This is a genomic window from Burkholderia sp. MR1-5-21, from assembly GCF_053427715.1.
The window spans coordinates 37,030-53,006 of sequence record NZ_JBSAXD010000011.1; the positions used below are offsets into that span (position 1 = coordinate 37,030).

Genomic DNA, 15,977 nt, shown 5'->3' on the forward strand with positions numbered 1-15,977 from the left:
GACGGACCATGATCGATTCCAGCGCGATCCTCGACGCCAGCATCCTCGTCGTCGACGATCTCGAAGCCAATGTCCTGCTGCTCGAGCAGCTGCTGCGCCGGGCCGGCTACGCGCGTGTCGCATCGACGACGGATGCGTCCGCGGTGGTCGAGCTGCACCGCCGGAACCGCTACGACCTGATCCTGCTCGACCTGCAGATGCCCGGCACCGACGGCTTTCAGGTGATGGAGGGCCTGAAGGCGCTCGAAGCGGACAGCTATCTTCCGGTCATCGTGATCACCGCGCAGCCGGCGCATAAGCTGCGCGCGCTGCAGGCCGGTGCGAAGGACTTCATCAGCAAGCCGTTCGATCTGGCCGAAGTGCTGATGCGGGTTCACAACATGCTGGACGTGCGCCTGCTGCATCGGGAGCTGCGCAGCTACGGCCAGGCGCTCGAGCAGAAAGTGCGCGAAGTGGAGGCGAGTCGCGAGCTGATCCGCCGGCAGAGCGACGAATTGCAGAGCCTCTATGCGAAGGTCGTCGCCGAGCAGAAGGTGTCGGAGCGGCTGCTGCTCAACATGCTGCCCTATCCGATCGCCGAGCGGTTGAAGGCGCACCTCGACGACATCGCCGGCAGCTTCCCGGACGTGATTGCGGACCGCTTCCCGGAGGTGTCGGTGCTGTTCGCTGACATCGTGGACTTCACCGGCTTTTCGGCCGGCATGCGTCCCGAGCAGCTCGTCGAGATGCTCAACGAGATCTTCACCGGCTTCGACAACATTGCCGACAAGCGCGGCCTCGAGAAGATCAAGACGATCGGCGACGCTTACATGGCGGCCGCGGGCTTGCCGGTTCCGGCCGAGGATCACGCGATGCGCGCGGCGCACATGGCGCTCGACATGATCGACGCGCTGGCCCGCTTCAACGCGCTGCGGCACTGCAGGCTGCAGTTGCGGATCGGCATCAACAGCGGCGAGGTCGTGGCCGGCGTGATCGGCAAGCGCAAGTTCATCTACGACTTGTGGGGGATGGCCGTGAACCTCGCGAGCCGGATGGAATCGCAAGGCGTGGCCGGGCGCGTGCAGGTGACGGAAGCCACGCGCGCAAGGCTCGGCGAATCGTTCGTCTTCGAGGAGCGCGGCATGATCGCGGCGAAAGGGTTGGGCGAGTTCCGCACGTGGTTCCTGGTCGGCAGGCGCGGTGCGCCGGCCGCTTGAAACGTCATTCGCGCGCGAGCGGCGCGACCTGCGTCTCCAGCCTTCCGAGCCGCACGACGGTGACGCCGGGCCGCAACTGCCGCAGCGACGGCATCACGAGCACGCAGTCCGGATACGGCGTCACGACCGGCTCGCCGTTCGACCAGCCGATCACGGTGCCTTCCTCCGCGAAATGTTCGAGGCCCGTGTAGTTGCCCGCGAAGCGGAAATCGGCGCTCGTCGCGACGACGGGCTGTGTCACCTGCACGATGCGCATCGTGTCCGGCAACGGCAGGAACCAGTCGGGCGGCAGATCGGCGGCGTCGAGCACACCCGACGCGACCAGGAACCGCGCCGTGCTGTCGCGCGCGACGTCGACCGCGCGCGCTTCCCAGTGCTGACCGCATTCGACGAGGATCGCGCACTTCGGGCTCGCCGGATCGCCGAAGCCCGCGTAATCGCGCATCCGCGTGCCTTCCGGATGGCCGGCATCGCGGATCACCGTCGCCGGCGCGCCGACGTGGCGCGCGAGCGCGACACCCTTGTCGAGCGGTCCCGCGACGATCAGCGGCGCGCTGCGCTCGTGCATCGAGTGCAGGTCGAGCAGCCAGTCCGCGGCGTCGACGAACGGCCGCAGCGCGCGGGCGCGATCGAGCTCGGCCGAGCGCACCGACAAATCGTCGAGCACCGCGGGCGTCCACACGCGGTTGAAATCCTGGTCGACGAAGCGCGCCGCGTCCGGCTGCGCAGGATCGAAGCGCGCGTAGGCCTCGACGTTTGCGAACGACAGCGTCAGCGTGCCGCGCCGCGGCCGCGCGCCGAGCGCGAGCAGCGCATCGACGACGATCGCGCCGCACACCTCGTTGCCATGCGTGAGCGCGTTGACCATCACGTTCGGGCCCGGCACGCCGGATTCGAAGCGGTACACGTAGTCGACGCCCGTATTGCCCGCGCGGTGCGCGTTCAGGTCGGGAAACGCGACTTCGATCGGATAGGGGACGAAGGCGGAAGCGGATTCGGTCATGATGGTGCGGATCGAAAGGGTGTCGGACGATGTTGGTGCGCGCGGGCTCAGTCGAGCCCGCCCTGGCACAGGTACTTGATCGACAGGTAGTCGTCGAGGCCGTAGCGCGAGCCTTCGCGGCCGTAGCCCGATTCCTTCACGCCGCCGAACGGAGCAGCCTCGCTCGCGAGCGCGCCTTCGTTGATGCCGACGATGCCCGTCTCCAGCCGCGCGGACACGCGCGCGATCCGCCGCACGTCCTGCGTGTAGAAATACGCGGCGAGCCCGAACGGCGTGTCGTTCGCGGCGTCGACCACTTCGTCCTCGGTCGAGAACGGGAACAGCGCGACGACGGGCCCGAACGTCTCTTCGCCGCACAGCGCCATCCCGGGCGCGGCATCGGCAATCACGGTCGGCGCGTAGTAGTTCGGACCGAGCGCGGGCAGGCGCGTGCCGCCCGTCAGCACGCGCGCGCCGCGCGATACCGCGTCGTCGACGTGCCGCGCGATCTTGTCGACCGCGCGTGCATTGATCATCGGGCCGATCTGCGCGGCGGGATCGCTCGCCGGCGCGACCTTCAATGCGCCGACCCGCGCGGCCACGCGCGCGGCGAACGCGTCATACACGCGCTGCTGCACGTACACGCGGTTCGGGCACACGCAGGTCTGGCCGCCGTTGCGGAACTTGGCGGCCATCAGCCCGTCGGCGGCTGCGTCGAGATCGGCGTCGTCGAACACGATGAACGGCGCGTTGCCGCCGAGCTCGAGCGACAGCTTCTTCAGCGTTGCCGCCGATTCGCGCGCGAGCAGCTTGCCGACCGGCGTCGAACCCGTGAACGTGATCTTGCGCACGCGGCCGTCGGCGAGCCAGTCGCCCACCGCTTCGACGCCGCGCTCGCGCGACGCGGCGATCATGTTCAGCACGCCGGGCGGCACGCCCGCTTCCTGCGCGAGGAACGCGAGCGCGAGCGCGGTGAGCGGCGTGTCCTCGGCCGGCTTCGCGACGACCGTGCAGCCTGCGGCGAGCGCCGGCGCGATCTTGCGCGCAATCATCGCGAGCGGGAAATTCCACGGCGTGATCGCCGCGACGATGCCGATCGGCTCCTTCACCGCGCTCATCCGCTTGCCGCGCTGCTGCTGCGGAATCAGGTCGCCGTACGCGCGCGTCGCTTCCTCGGCGAACCACAGCACGTAGGACGCGCCGTACGCGACTTCGCCGCGCGCTTCCGCCAGCGGCTTGCCCTGCTCGCGCGACATCAGCCGCGCGAGATCCTCGGTGTGCGCGACGATCGCCGCATGCCAGTTGCGCAGGATCGTCGCGCGTTCGCGGGCCGTCGTCGCGCGCCACGCGGGCAGCGCGCGGGCCGCCGCGTCGGTCGCTGCGCGCGCGTCGGCGGCGCCGCTGTCGGGCGCGTCCGCGACGCGATCGAGCGTCGCCGGATCGATCACCGCATAGCAGCGGCCGTCGACGGCGTCGCGCCACGCGCCGTCGATCAGGTTCGCGGGTCGAATGAGTTCGGGGCGGGACAAGGTAAGCGGCATCGGAGGTCCTTCGATTCGGTCGGGTGGTCGGACGGCCGTTGCGCGCCGCAGGGCGGCACGCGGACGGGACGCGTCAGGTTGTGCGCACGCGCACGGTGCGTGTCGCGCGGCGGTTGAAGCGGACACGGTCCGCGGCGCTGCTCACGCGCGCCGCGATCGTGTCGTGCATGTCGATATGCTCCTCGTTGCGTGCCGCGGGCGCGTCGCGCCGCGCGGCCTCGGTCAGTGCCGTCCGCCGAACAGCGATTCGAGCGGGTAGTGCCGCTTGACGAACGGCGACTTGATGATCACGTAGCTGAAATATTTCTCGATGCCGATGTTCTGCTCGAGCAGCCCTTCGACGATCGTCTGGTAGTGGCTCACGCTGCGCGTGACGAACTTCAGCAGATAGTCGTAGCCGCCGCTCGCGAGGTGGCATTCGACGATCTCGTCGACGTTGCGGATCGCCGCGACGAAGCGGTCGAAGTCCTCGCGGCGGTGGTCGGCGAGCGTGACCTCGGTGAACACCACCTGCACGTCGCCGAGCTTTTCGAGCTGGATGTGCGCGCCGTAACCGGCGATGTAACCCGCCTTCTCGAGCCGCTTCACGCGGATCAGGCACGGACTCGGCGACAGCCCGACCGCATCGGCGAGTTCGACGTTGGTCATGCGGCCGCGTTTCTGCAGCTGCGAGAGTATGCGCAGGTCGATCCGGTCGAGCTTGCTGTCCGTCATGGTTCGTGTGGAGGCGGCTGGGTTAAATGTTCGGTTACTTTAGAGTCGAAACAATCGCGCCACAAGCCCGGCTTTCCCGATGCACGTTACGCCGGCTGCGCGTGCGCAGCGTCGAGCGCGCGCTGTACGCAGGCGTCCGCGAGCACGTCGTCGAGCGTCTTGCGCACGCGCGCGAACAGCAGGTCGAAGTCGCCGGCCGTGAAGTTCAGCGCCGGTGCGAAGCCGAGGATGCCGTCGCCGAACGCGCGGAACACGACGCCGTTGCGGTACGCGGCGGCCGCGATCCGGTCCGGCAGGTTCAGTGCCGGATCGAAGCGCGTCTTGTGTGCCTTGTCGGCGACGAGCTCGAGCGCGCCGAGCAGGCCGGCGGCACGCGCGTCGCCGACGAGCGGATGGTCGCGCAGCGCGTCGAGGCCGGCCGCGAAGCGGGGCGCCATCGCATGGCCGTTCGCGAGCAGCCCGCCTTCGTGATACAGGCGCAGCACTTCGAGGCCGACCGCGGCGCTGACCGGGTGCGCGGAATAGGTATGGCCGTGGCCGACGACGGCCGTGTCGGCGGGGCTTCCCGCAATCCCTTCGTAGATTTCGTCGGACATCAGCACGGCGCCCATCGGTGCATAGCCGGCGGTCAGGCCCTTCGCGACGGTCATCAGGTCCGGTTCGACGTGCTCGGTCTCGCACGCGAACAGCGGGCCCGTGCGGCCGAAGCCGGTGATCACCTCGTCCGCGACGAACAGGATGCCGAGCCGCCGGCACGCGTCGCGCATCGCCTTCAGCCAGCCGGCGGGCGGCACGATCACGCCGCCGGAACCCTGCACGGGTTCGCAGAAGAACGCGGCGACGTTGTCCGCGCCGAGTTCCGCGACTTTCGCTTCGAGCGCCGCGACGGATGCGGCGATCAGTGCCTGCGGATCATGCCCGAGCGGATGGCGATACGGGTACGGCGACGGAATGTGATGCTGGTCGGCGCGCGGCATGTCGAAATGGCGATGGAATGCCGGCAGCGCGGTGAGACCCGAGCCGATCGACGACGAGCCGTGATAGCCGCGCTCGAGCGCGATCATGTGCTTCTTCGACGGCCGCCCGGTCGAGTTGAAGTAATGCGTGATGAAGCGCACCGCGGAATCGACCGCGTCGGAGCCGCCGAGCGTGAAGTACACGCGCTTGAGCGACGCGGGCGCGAGCGCGGCGAGGCGTTCGGCGAGTTCGATCGCGGGCTGCGACCCGAAATGGAAATACCCGGTCGCGTAAGGCAGCTTCGCCATCTGCTCGGCGGCTGCCTTCACGATGCTGTCATGTCCGTAGCCGACGTTCACGCACCACAGGCCGGAGAACGCGTCGAGCAGCGTATTGCCGTTCGCGTCGCGCAGGAACACGCCGTCGGCGGAGTCGAGCACGGTGACGCCGCGCGCCTCGTGCGCACGGTAGTTGACGACGGGGTGGATCAGGTGTTGACGATCGGCTTCGATCAGCGTGGATTGGGTCATGGCAGGGCGGGACTCTCGTCAGGTGTCAGCGGTCCGTTCATCCTAGCGAGCGAGAAATGCAGGTGCGTCGTCAAATGGCGGCGCGAAACACACGGATGCGGCGTTTGTGCGGGGCGCTTCGGCATTTTCTGCTGCGACCCGTTCTCGCCGGGGCGATGCGCATCGCGTGCGCAGGCGTGTGACTGCGCGCGACGGCACGCGACGGCGCGCGACGGCACGCGACGGCACGCGACGGCACGCGACAGCACGCGACGGCACGCGACAGCACGCGACAGCACGCGACAGCACGCGACAGCACGCGCGATCGGGGTCAGTATCCGCGCGCGCGATCGATGACGCCGATCATCGGCTCGCCCGCGCGATGCCGCGCGAGATTCGCGAGCACTGCGTCGACCGCGGTGTCGGGCCGCGTCGCGCTCGCGATGTGCGGCGTGATGCGGATGCGCGGATGCGTCCAGAACGGATGGCCGGCCGGCAGCGGCTCGGGATCGGTGACGTCGAGGATCGCGCTGTCGAGCCGGCCGCTGTCGAGCGCCGCGAGCAGCGCGGCCGCGTCGAGCTGCGGGCCGCGCCCGACCTGCACGAGCGACGCGCCGGCCGGCAGCGCGTCGAACACGCGCGCGCCGAGCAGCCCGCGCGTGTCGGCCGTCAGCGGCAGCAGGCAGATCAGGATGTCGGTGCGCGCGAGAAACGCGTCGAGCGCGGCATCGCCCGCGTAGCAGTCGACGCCGTCGAGCGTGCGCGGCGTGCGGCTCCAGCCGGCGCACGGAAAGCCGAAGCGCCGCAGCGTGTCGAGCACGGCCTGGCCGAGCATGCCGAGACCGAGCACGCCGACGCGGCGCGACGCGGCCGCGCGCACCGGTTTCTCACGCCACTGCTGCGCGCGCTGCTGCGCCGCATAGTCGAACAGGTCGCGGTGGATCGTCAGCACGGCCTGCGTCACGTACTCGACCATCCCCTCGACGATGCCGGGCTCGATCATCCGCACGACCGGAATATGCGCGGGCACCCGCGACAGATCGAACTGGTCGATGCCGGCGCCGACCGAGAACACGATCTCGAGATTCGGCAGCAGCGCGACCGGATCGTCCGGCGGTTGCCATGCGGCGAGATACCGGACGTCGGCCGGGTCACTGAAGTCGGGCCACAGGCGGAAGTCGATGTCGGGCGCCTTTTCCGCGAACCGGCGCGCCCACTGCTCGCCGCGCACGGGGTCGGCCTTGTAGACGAAGCTCATCGCGCGCGCCCGGTCAGCCGAGCGCCTGGTTGACGATCGCGAACGGTCGCGCGGCCGGGTCGCGCACGGGCGCGTTGCCGCGCACCATCGCGACGACCGTATCGACGCGCGGCAGCCCGAGCCCCTGCAGCCAGTCGCACAGCCCGCCGTCGCCGGGCACGTCGAGGCGCACGAACATGCCCTCGTGCAGCGCGAGCCAGTGACTGATCAGCGCCTGGGCGCGCAGCACGTCCGGTGCGACGACCGGGCCGATCACGTGGCCGCGGCCGAAGCGGCGGAACAGCGCGAAGCCGAGCAACTCGCCGTCGCGGTCGAGCGCGATGCCGTTCGCGACATCCAGCAGCGCGCCAATCACCGCGCCGCGCTCGTAGCCGCACGCGCGCGACGCGAGCGCGGCGAGCCGCGGGCCGTCGTTCGCGCCGATCGGACGCAGCCGCTCGCCCGGCGGCAGCGAGATCAGCGGCGGCTGGAATGCGGCGCCCTGATGCTGGTCGATCGTGCCGATCGGCTTGAAGCCGAATTTCGCATACAGCGGCTCGCCGGCGGGCGTCGCATGCAGGAACGTCGTGCGCGGGCCGAGGCTCTCGACGATGCGCGCGAGCAGTTCGCGGCCGATGCCCTGGCCATGCCGCTCGGGCGACACGATCACCATGCCGAGCGACGCGTGCGAATCGCCGAAGCGCCAGCCGAGCGCGGTGCCGACGATGCCGCTGTCGTCCTCGGCGACGAAGCCGCTGCCGAGATGCATGACGAAGCGCCAGTCCTCGACGCGGTGCGGCCAGTTGAATGCGCTCGACAGCCGGTGCGCGGCGGCGAGATCGTCCTCGGTGAACGGGCGATAGGTGAGCGTGCGGGAAGTGTTGGTATCGGCCACGCCGGACTCCGGATGGGTAGGGAATGACGGGTTCACTCTGCCAGCGGCGAGGCGGCGCGGATAGGACGATTCGCCTGTTTTCCGGTGCGCGCGGGCGGTGCCGCGAGAACGCGCCAAACCGGCTCGATCGGCGCGGAAAAACGCGCACGCCGTGCGGAATCGGCCGGCCATCTCGGCAGTTTCTGCGGCAACGGCGGCCGTACGATGATCGCGTCGTGGGCATGACGGCGTGCAGTTGGCACCGGCCCGGCATCGGCATCGGCACCGGCATCGGCACCGGCATCGGCACCGGCACCGGCACCGGCATCGGCATCGGCATCGGCATCGGCACCGGCACCGGCACTGGCATCGGCACCGGCATCGGCATCGGCATCGGCACCGGCACCGGCACCGGCACTGGCACCGGCGTCGCGTTGGCGTCGGCATCGCGCGCCGATGCGGTGCGCGGCACTCGTTCTCTTGGCCGCCGCGGGCGGCCAGCGATCGGGCGCGGTACCGGTTTGCTCGCCGCAGATTGTGCCGCACGGGCCCGCCAACATGCTGCGATCGTGCGTTTTGACCGGCCACGAACGATGCATTCGCGACTTTTTGCCCTGATTCAATTTCACTGAACCCAGCAACGCCCCGGCGCCTTCCGGGGGCTCACACCGACAGGACGTCACCATGATCCACTTTGAACCGAAGTACATCACGTTCGACTGCTACGGCACGCTGACCCGCTTCCGCATGAGCGAGATGGCGCGCGAGATCTACGCGGACCGGCTGTCGCCGGTCGACCTCGAGGAATTCGTGCGCGTGTTCGCCGCGTACCGCCGCGACGAGGTGCTCGGCGCGTGGAAGCCGTATCGGGACGTGATCGTGAATTCGATCCGGCGCACCTGCGAGAAGCTTGATGTGAAGTTCGACGAGGCCGAGGCGGAGCGGTTCTACCTGGCGGTGCCGACCTGGGGCCCGCATCCGGACGTGCCGGCCGGCCTGTCGCGGCTCGCGAAGAAGTACAAGCTCGTGATCCTGTCGAACGCGTCGGACGACCAGATCATGAGCAATGTCGACAAGCTGGGCGCGCCGTTCCACGCGGTGTTCACCGCGCAGCAGGCGCAGTCGTACAAGCCGCGCATGCAGGGCTTCGAATACATGTTCCGGCAGCTCGGCTGCGAGCCGCAGGACGTGCTGCACGTGTCGTCGAGCATGCGCTACGACCTGATGACGGCCGAGGATCTCGGGATGAAGCACAAGGCGTTCGTGAACCGCGGCCACGAGCCGGGCACGCCGTTCTACAACTACTACGAGGTGTCCGACATCGGCCATCTCGCGACGCTGCTCGACCTGTAAGCGGCCGATGGCGCCCGGCCTGCGCGCTACGCCGCGCGCCGGGTCGACAAGGAATTCTTGCGGCAAGCGCCCGCCGGTCGACGGTGGGCGTTTTCATTCGTGCCTGTGCGGCTCCGCCTGAATCGACTCGGGCCGGCGCGGTACGGCACCGCACGATGCGGGCGCCCGGCGAGCCGCCGTGCACGGCGGCCGCTGCGGACGCGATCGGGAACGGCGGGTCAGAAGATCACGTAGATCTTGCGCATCGTCTCGCGCACCTGCCACAGCCCTTCGGTGTTCGCCGCGAAGAACAGCGTGTCGCCCGCGCGGAATTCGATCGTGTCCTCGCCGTCCGGCGTGAACGCTCCCGCGCCCGCGATGAAATGCATCACTTCCGCCGCCTTCACGACGCGCCGGTAGGTGCCCGGCGTGCATTCGAACACGCCGGTATCGATCGCCTCGCTGCCGGGGATCGCGACCTGGCGGCCCGACACGCGCGCGGGCTCGGTGCCGGGCAGGCCGGCGGTGCCCCAGTCCTCGGGCAGCTCGGCTTCGACGGAACGGGCAATCTTCTGAACTTTCATGCTTGGATGTCCTGATGACGGTGGAAGGAAACGGCCGGCGCGTCGCCGACGTCAACGCGTTTGCGCCGCGCACTGACCGGAAAGAAGGGCGCCCACTGTTGCATGCGTGCCGCCGGGCTGACTAGGACGTTCCTGTCGTGTTCGCCACCACCGCCACCCGCACCGGCCCTCGACGCAAAACATGCGGTTTGCGCGCCGCGAACGCGGCGCGCGTGCTGAAACGGCAATTTTGTCGGTGCAATCTGCCGACCCCGTCGCTTTACGATTTCCCCATGATGCGCGGCCGGCCTGGCCGGCGCGTGCGGCGGCGGTTCAGGCGGGCGCGCAGCAAATCATGCTGCGCAGCCGGCCCAAAACGGTCGAATCGCATCGTCGAGGCCGCCCGAATCGCGATAACCCGCATTTTGGCGATGCTTAAATGGTTTCGAAGCGCGCATCGCCGCATTCGCCACCAGCGGGCGGACGCGGCCGGAACTGTCGATAAAAAAGCAGCTGGATCGCTGGATCAACCTTCCCACAGTCAGGAGTAGTTCGGATGAGCGACGATATCCACAAGGGCGGCTTCACGCGCCGCGACATGATGCGGATCATGGCGGCGGGCGGCATGATGGCCGCTGGGGCAGGCGGGCTGCTGGCGGACGCGCAGGCCGCGTTTGCCGCGCCGGCGCCGAAGCGCGGCGGAAAGATCCGGGTTGCTTACGAAACCAGTTCGACGGCCGACACGCTCGACCCGGCGAAGGGCTCGACGGGCGCCGACTACATCCGCTTCTTCATGTTCTACAGCGGCCTCACGCAGCTCGACGAGAGCCTGACGCCGCAGATGAACCTCGCCGAATCGCTGCAGACGGCTGACGCGAAGACGTGGGTCATCAAGCTGCGCAAGGGCGTGACTTTCCACGACGGCAAGTCCGTCGGGCCGCAGGACGTCGTGTTCTCGCTGATGCGCCACAAGAACGCGGCGACCGCGTCGAAGGTGAAGACGATCGCCGACCAGTTCGCGGACGCGAAGGCGACGGGCCCGAACGAAGTCACGCTGACGCTCGACAGCGCGAACGCGGATCTGCCCGTGATCCTCGCGACGCCGCAGCTCGTGATCGTCAAAGACGGCACGACCGACTTCACGGCCGGCATCGGCAGCGGGCCGTACAAGCTCAAGACGTTCAAGCCCGGCGTGTCGACGGTCGGCGTGCGCAACGACAGCTACTTCAAGCCGGGGATGCCGTATCTCGACGAGATCGAGCTGATCGGCATCAACGACAACGCCGCGCGCCTGAATGCGCTGCTGTCGGGCGACGTGCACCTGATCAACTCGGTCGATCCGCGCTCGACGCAGCGCGTCGCGTCGACGCCCGGCTACGCGATCAAGGAAACCAAGTCGGGCCTCTATACCGACCTGATCATGCGCCGCGACAACGCGATGACGGCGAACCCCGATTTCGTGACGGGGATGAAATACCTGTTCGACCGCGAGCAGATCCGCTCGGCCGTGTTCCGCAACTATGCGGTGATCGGCAACGACCAGCCGATTCCGCCGGGGCACCGCTACTTCAACGCGTCGCTGCCGCAGCGGCCGTACGATCCGGACAAGGCGAAGTTCCACCTGCAGAAGGCCGGCGCGATCGGCGCCGCGTTGCCGCCGATCTACGCGACACCGGACGCGAACGGCTCGGTCGAGATGGCCGTGCTGCTGCAGCAGGCCGCGCAGAAGATCGGCGTGAACCTGCAGGTGAACCGCGTGTCGGCCGACGGCTACTGGTCGAATCACTGGATGAAGCATCCGCTCGGCTTCGGCAACATCAACCCGCGTTCGAGCGCCGACGTGCTGTTCACGCAGTTCTTCAAGTCGGACGCGCCGTGGAACGAGTCGGGCTGGAAGAGCCCGAAGTTCGACCAGCTGCTGCTCGCCGCGCGCTCCGAGACCGACGACGCGAAGCGCAAGCAGATGTACGGCGACATGCAGGCGCTCGTGTCCGAGCAGGGCGGGATCGGCATTCCCGCGTTCATCAGCCTGATCGACGCGTACGACAAGCGCCTCGCGGGCCTCGGCTCGATCCCGACCGGCGGGATGATGGGCTTCTCGTTCGCCGAGCACGTGTGGTGGAACGCCTGACGCGGCGTTTGGGCTGACCGCGCGGGCCGGAGCAGACATCAAGCGCTCGGCCCGCGCGCGCGACATTTCCAGGAGCGCCGCACCATGAATCAAACCCTGCTCGGACTGATCGGCCGGCGCATCGCGATCACGATGCTGACGCTGCTGATCGTGTCGGTGATCATCTTCACGATCACGAACCTGCTGCCCGGCGACGCCGCGCAGGCCGCGCTCGGCCAGTCGGCGACGCCCGAGACGGTCGCCGCGCTGCGTCTGCAGTTCGGCCTCGACGTGCCCGCGCACGAGCGCTATCTGCGCTGGCTCGGTCATCTGCTGCAAGGCGACTTCGGCCGCTCGCTGTCGAGCGACATGCCGGTGTCGCAGATGATCGAGGGCCGGCTGCCGAAATCGCTGACGCTCGCCGCGATCACGACCTGCGTTTCGGTGCCGATCGCGCTGCTGCTCGGGATCCTCGCGGCCGTCAAGCGCGAGTCGATCGTCGACCGCGTGGTGAGCCTCGGCACGCTGTCGCTCGTCGCGACGCCGGAATTCCTGATCGCGACGGTCGCCGTGCTGTTGCTCGCAGTGAAGCTGCACTGGCTGTCCGCGCTGTCGTACAGCGGCCCGATCGAGACGTTCAACCAGTTCCTGCGCGCGTACGCGATGCCGGTGCTGACGCTGTGCGCGGTGGTGATCGCGCAGATGGCGCGCATGACGCGCGCGGCCGTGATCGAGCAGCTCAGCGCGTCGTACGTCGAGATGGCCGTGCTCAAGGGCGCGAGCCCCGCGCGCGTGGTGCTGCGCCATGCGCTGCCGAACGCGATCGGGCCGATCGCCAACGCGATTGCGCTGAGCCTGTCGTACCTGCTCGGCGGCGTGATCGTCGTCGAGACGATCTTCAACTATCCCGGCCTCGCGAGCCTGATGGTCGACGCCGTCAGCAACCGCGACTTCCCGCTGGTCCAGGCATGCACGCTGCTGTTCTGCCTCGGCTATCTGGTGCTCGTGCTGCTCGCCGACGTGTGCTCGATCGTGTCGAACCCGAAGCTGCGGACCTGACCGCCGCGTAACCCTTGCCCCCTTGCCCGAAAGGCGGACCATGCATCCAACCGATCCCGTTCAACGCAGCAGCGCGCTGCCGCCGCACGGCGACCCGCTTCCACCATGGAACGGCGGCGCGCGGCCGCCCGCCGCCCCGTCCCCCGACCAGCCGCGCAAGCGCCGCGCGGTGCGCCTGAGCCTGACGACGGGCGGCAAGGCCGGCCTGTCGATGGTCTGCCTGATGCTGTTCGTCGCGGTGTTTGCGCCGTGGATCGCGCCGCACGACGTCGGCGCGATCGTGACGGCCGACGTGTTCGCGCCGTTCAGCGCGAAGCTGCCGTTCGGCTCGGACTTCCTCGGCCGCGACATGCTGAGCCGGATCCTCTACGGCACGCGGCTGACCGTGCTGCTCGCGCTCGCGGCGGCGCTGCTCGCCGCGGTGACCGGCACGACGCTCGGCCTCGTCGCGACGGTCGCGGGCCGCGCGGTCGACGAGACGATGAGCCGGCTGCTCGACGCGCTGACGTCGATCCCGTCGAAGATGTTCGCGCTGATGATCGTCGCCGCGTTCGGCTCGTCGCTGACGCTGCTGATCCTGACCGCCGCGGTCAGCTATATGCCCGGCTCGTACCGGATCGCGCGCGCGCTCGCGGTGAACATCAGCACGCTCGAATTCGTGCAGGTCGCGCGCGCCCGCGGCGAAAGCGCGCTGTACATCGCGTGCGTCGAGATGCTGCCGAACATGATTCACCCGATGCTCGCGGATACGGGCCTGCGCTTCACGTTCGTCGTGCTGCTGCTGAGTGGCCTGAGCTTCCTCGGGCTCGGCGTGCAGCCGCCGTACGCGGATCTCGGCTCGCTCGTGCGCGAGAACATCGCGAGCCTCGGCGACGGCTCGGCCGTCGCGATCATGCCCGCGATCGCGATCGCGATCCTGACGGTAGGCGTGAACCTGCTGATCGACGGGCTGCCGCATCGCGGCCGCCGCAAGAGCACGGCCGGCGCCGCGGGAGGACACTGATGCGACACGAAGCGAATTCCCTCGTCGAGGTGCGCGGGCTGCGCGTCGTCGGCGGCCGCCCGGGCGAGGCGGAAACCACGATCGTCCACGGCGTCGACTTCGACGTGCGGCGCGGCGAGGTGCTCGCGCTGATCGGCGAATCGGGCTCGGGCAAGACGACGATCGCGCTGTCGCTGATGGGCCATGCGCGCGCGGGCTGCCGGATCGCCGGCGGCTCGGTGAAGCTCGGCGGCGTGGACGTATGCGGGCTGTCCGCGCACGAGCTGACCGCGCTGCGCGGCCGCAAGGTCGCGTACATCGCGCAGAGCGCCGCCGCGGCGTTCAACCCGTCGCGCACGATCCTCGACCAGGTGATCGAGAGCGCGCTGATCCACAAGACGATGACGAAGCGCGCCGCGCAGGCGAAGGCCGTCGAGCTGTTTCGCGCGCTCGCGCTGCCGGAGCCCGACACGATCGGCAGGCGCTATCCGCACCAGGTGTCGGGCGGGCAGCTTCAACGCCTGATGGCCGCGATGGCGCTGATCACCGATCCCGAACTCGTGATCCTCGACGAGCCGACGACGGCGCTCGACGTGACGACGCAGATCGACGTGCTGCAGGCATTCAAGAGCGTGATCGGCCGCTGCGGGATGAGCGCCGTGTACGTGTCACACGATCTCGCGGTCGTCGCGCAGATGGCCGACCGGATCGTCGTGCTGAGCGACGGCGTGATCCGCGAAACCGGCGATACCGAGCAGATCCTCCATGCGCCTGCGCATCCGTATACGCAGAGCCTGATCGCGGCCGTGACGCCGGACGATGCCGCGCGCGATGCGAAGCCGGCGCCGGCCGAAGCGAAGCCGCTGCTCGAAGTGCGCCGCGCGGTAGCCGGCTATGGGAGCCGCGACGCGAAGGGCTGGCCGGCGAAGGTGATCCTGCACGACGTCGATCTGAACATCGGGCGCGGGCAGACGGTCGGCGTGATCGGCGAATCGGGTTCCGGCAAGACGACGCTCGCGAAGGTGATCGCGGGCCTCGTGCCGGCAACGGGCGGCCAGATCCTGCTCGACGGCGAACCGCTCGCGCTCGACATCGGCAAACGCACGAAGGAGCAGCACCGGCGCGTGCAGATCGTGTTCCAGAACGCGGACACCGCGCTCAATCCGGTGCACACGGTCGAGCGCACGCTCGCACGGCCGCTCGCGTTCTATCACGGGATGAAGGGCGAGCGCGCGCGGCGGCGCGTGGCCGAACTGCTCGAGCTCGTGCGGCTGCCGCAGGCCGTCGCCGGGCGGCGCACGGGCGAACTGTCCGGCGGGCAGAAGCAGCGCGTGAACCTCGCGCGCGCGCTCGCGGCCGAGCCCGACCTGATCCTGTGCGACGAGGTGACGTCGGCGCTCGACACGGTCGTGGGCGCGGCGATCATGGAACTGCTGCGCGACCTGCAGGCGAAGCTTGGCGTGTCCTACGTGTTCATCACGCACGACATCGCGAAGGTGCGCGCGATCAGCGACGACATCGTCGTGCTGTATGCGGGCCGCCGTGTCGAGACGGGCAGCCGCGACGCGCTGTGCGCGCCGCCGTATCACCCGTATTCGCACCTGCTCGTGTCGTCGGCACCGGAGCTGCGCGCGGGCTGGCTCGACGGCGCGGCCGAGCGTTGCCACCGTCCGCTCGTGCCGATCGGCGTGAGCGCGGACAACCCCGAGCTGTGCGCGTTCCTGCCGCGCTGCGCGATGCGCGTGGACGGCGTGTGCAACCAGGTCGCGCCGTCGCTGCGCCGGCTCGACAACGGCGCGCAGGTGCTGTGCCATCGCAGCGAACAGGATCTGCAGCAGTTCCAGGCGGAGCCGGTGGTGGTCGCGGCGGCGCCGACGTTGCGTTCATAGCGGAACGCACGCGAAACCAGCGCGTGCCGCGC

The 15,977-nt window shown here is 69.1% G+C and carries 15 protein-coding genes; 8 read left to right on the plus strand and 7 right to left on the minus strand.

What is annotated here, in order from left to right; translation table 11 throughout:
- The first annotated feature begins 8 nt into the window (after window positions 1-8).
- A complete protein-coding gene (locus ACV229_RS16735; RefSeq protein ID WP_448084220.1) occupies window positions 9-1,196 on the plus strand; it encodes an adenylate/guanylate cyclase domain-containing protein in 1,188 nt (395 codons plus the stop codon).
- Between the two features lie 4 nt (window positions 1,197-1,200).
- On the opposite strand, the gene ACV229_RS16740 is transcribed toward ACV229_RS16735, so the two are convergent.
- The 6 genes from ACV229_RS16740 to ACV229_RS16765 all read right to left on the minus strand — a co-directional run bounded on the left by ACV229_RS16740 (window position 1,201) and on the right by ACV229_RS16765 (window position 8,031).
- Entirely contained in the window at window positions 1,201-2,199 is a 999-nt protein-coding gene (locus tag ACV229_RS16740; protein ID WP_448084221.1) for a M14 family metallopeptidase, read from the minus strand.
- 47 nt (window positions 2,200-2,246) lie between these two features.
- On the minus strand, window positions 2,247-3,719 hold the full coding sequence (locus tag ACV229_RS16745) for an NAD-dependent succinate-semialdehyde dehydrogenase (RefSeq protein WP_448084222.1): 1,473 nt from the start codon (window positions 3,717-3,719) through the stop codon (window positions 2,247-2,249).
- Between the two features lie 222 nt (window positions 3,720-3,941).
- Entirely contained in the window at window positions 3,942-4,433 is a 492-nt protein-coding gene (locus ACV229_RS16750; RefSeq protein WP_448084223.1) for an Lrp/AsnC family transcriptional regulator, read from the minus strand.
- Window positions 4,434-4,519: 86 nt separating this feature from the next.
- The gene (locus ACV229_RS16755; RefSeq protein WP_448084224.1) at window positions 4,520-5,920 is read right to left on the minus strand and encodes an aminotransferase class III-fold pyridoxal phosphate-dependent enzyme; all 1,401 of its coding nucleotides are present in this window, start codon (window positions 5,918-5,920) and stop codon (window positions 4,520-4,522) included.
- 310 nt (window positions 5,921-6,230) lie between these two features.
- Window positions 6,231-7,157 carry a 2-hydroxyacid dehydrogenase gene (locus ACV229_RS16760; RefSeq protein ID WP_448084225.1) on the minus strand — a complete coding sequence of 309 codons (927 nt, stop codon included), beginning with the start codon at window positions 7,155-7,157 and terminating at the stop codon, window positions 6,231-6,233.
- Window positions 7,158-7,170: 13 nt separating this feature from the next.
- On the minus strand, window positions 7,171-8,031 hold the full coding sequence (locus ACV229_RS16765) for a GNAT family N-acetyltransferase (RefSeq protein WP_448084226.1): 861 nt from the start codon (window positions 8,029-8,031) through the stop codon (window positions 7,171-7,173).
- Window positions 8,032-8,054: 23 nt separating this feature from the next.
- On the opposite strand from ACV229_RS16765, the gene ACV229_RS16770 reads away from it, so the two are divergent.
- Both ACV229_RS16770 and ACV229_RS16775 read left to right on the plus strand, forming a co-directional pair.
- Window positions 8,055-8,642: a hypothetical protein gene (locus ACV229_RS16770; RefSeq protein WP_448084227.1), complete on the plus strand. Its 588-nt coding sequence runs from the start codon at window positions 8,055-8,057 to the stop codon at window positions 8,640-8,642.
- 52 nt (window positions 8,643-8,694) lie between these two features.
- The gene (locus ACV229_RS16775) at window positions 8,695-9,363 is read left to right on the plus strand and encodes a haloacid dehalogenase type II (RefSeq protein ID WP_448084228.1); all 669 of its coding nucleotides are present in this window, start codon (window positions 8,695-8,697) and stop codon (window positions 9,361-9,363) included.
- A 218-nt stretch (window positions 9,364-9,581) separates the two neighbouring features.
- Here ACV229_RS16775 and ACV229_RS16780 read toward each other — a convergent pair whose 3' ends face one another.
- Window positions 9,582-9,926 (minus strand): cupin domain-containing protein, encoded by a 345-nt coding sequence (locus ACV229_RS16780; RefSeq protein WP_448084229.1) that lies wholly within the window; start codon window positions 9,924-9,926, stop codon window positions 9,582-9,584.
- Window positions 9,927-10,063: 137 nt separating this feature from the next.
- On the opposite strand from ACV229_RS16780, the gene ACV229_RS16785 reads away from it, so the two are divergent.
- The 5 genes from ACV229_RS16785 (at window position 10,064) to ACV229_RS16805 (ending at window position 15,945) form a co-directional block, all read left to right on the plus strand.
- Window positions 10,064-10,456, plus strand: coding sequence for a hypothetical protein (locus ACV229_RS16785; protein WP_448084230.1), 393 nt, complete (start codon window positions 10,064-10,066; stop codon window positions 10,454-10,456).
- A gap of 5 nt (window positions 10,457-10,461) precedes the next feature.
- The gene (locus tag ACV229_RS16790; RefSeq protein WP_448084231.1) at window positions 10,462-12,036 is read left to right on the plus strand and encodes an ABC transporter substrate-binding protein; all 1,575 of its coding nucleotides are present in this window, start codon (window positions 10,462-10,464) and stop codon (window positions 12,034-12,036) included.
- Between the two features lie 84 nt (window positions 12,037-12,120).
- Entirely contained in the window at window positions 12,121-13,074 is a 954-nt protein-coding gene (locus ACV229_RS16795; protein WP_448084232.1) for an ABC transporter permease, read from the plus strand.
- Between the two features lie 40 nt (window positions 13,075-13,114).
- Complete coding sequence (locus ACV229_RS16800) at window positions 13,115-14,077, plus strand: ABC transporter permease (protein WP_448084233.1); 963 nt, start codon at window positions 13,115-13,117, stop codon at window positions 14,075-14,077.
- The gene (locus tag ACV229_RS16805; RefSeq protein ID WP_448084234.1) at window positions 14,077-15,945 is read left to right on the plus strand and encodes an ABC transporter ATP-binding protein; all 1,869 of its coding nucleotides are present in this window, start codon (window positions 14,077-14,079) and stop codon (window positions 15,943-15,945) included. Before ACV229_RS16800 ends, ACV229_RS16805 begins: the two co-directional genes overlap by 1 nt.
- Window positions 15,946-15,977 lie beyond the last annotated feature (32 nt).

Excerpts from the sequence above, each read along its gene's own strand:
- ACV229_RS16805 (WP_448084234.1), top strand. The coding sequence starts at position 14,077 with ATGCGACACGAAGCGAATTCCCTCGTCGAGGTGCGCGGGCTGCGCGTC.
- ACV229_RS16795 (WP_448084232.1), top strand. The coding sequence starts at position 12,121 with ATGAATCAAACCCTGCTCGGACTGATCGGCCGGCGCATCGCGATCACG.
- ACV229_RS16780 (WP_448084229.1), bottom strand. The coding sequence starts at position 9,926 with ATGAAAGTTCAGAAGATTGCCCGTTCCGTCGAAGCCGAGCTGCCCGAG.
- ACV229_RS16735 (WP_448084220.1), top strand. The coding sequence starts at position 9 with ATGATCGATTCCAGCGCGATCCTCGACGCCAGCATCCTCGTCGTCGAC.
- ACV229_RS16770 (WP_448084227.1), top strand. The coding sequence starts at position 8,055 with ATGACGGGTTCACTCTGCCAGCGGCGAGGCGGCGCGGATAGGACGATT.
- ACV229_RS16775 (WP_448084228.1), top strand. The coding sequence starts at position 8,695 with ATGATCCACTTTGAACCGAAGTACATCACGTTCGACTGCTACGGCACG.
- ACV229_RS16745 (WP_448084222.1), bottom strand. The coding sequence starts at position 3,719 with ATGCCGCTTACCTTGTCCCGCCCCGAACTCATTCGACCCGCGAACCTG.
- ACV229_RS16740 (WP_448084221.1), bottom strand. The coding sequence starts at position 2,199 with ATGACCGAATCCGCTTCCGCCTTCGTCCCCTATCCGATCGAAGTCGCG.
- ACV229_RS16800 (WP_448084233.1), top strand. The coding sequence starts at position 13,115 with ATGCATCCAACCGATCCCGTTCAACGCAGCAGCGCGCTGCCGCCGCAC.
- ACV229_RS16760 (WP_448084225.1), bottom strand. The coding sequence starts at position 7,157 with ATGAGCTTCGTCTACAAGGCCGACCCCGTGCGCGGCGAGCAGTGGGCG.
- ACV229_RS16750 (WP_448084223.1), bottom strand. The coding sequence starts at position 4,433 with ATGACGGACAGCAAGCTCGACCGGATCGACCTGCGCATACTCTCGCAG.
- ACV229_RS16755 (WP_448084224.1), bottom strand. The coding sequence starts at position 5,920 with ATGACCCAATCCACGCTGATCGAAGCCGATCGTCAACACCTGATCCAC.
- ACV229_RS16790 (WP_448084231.1), top strand. The coding sequence starts at position 10,462 with ATGAGCGACGATATCCACAAGGGCGGCTTCACGCGCCGCGACATGATG.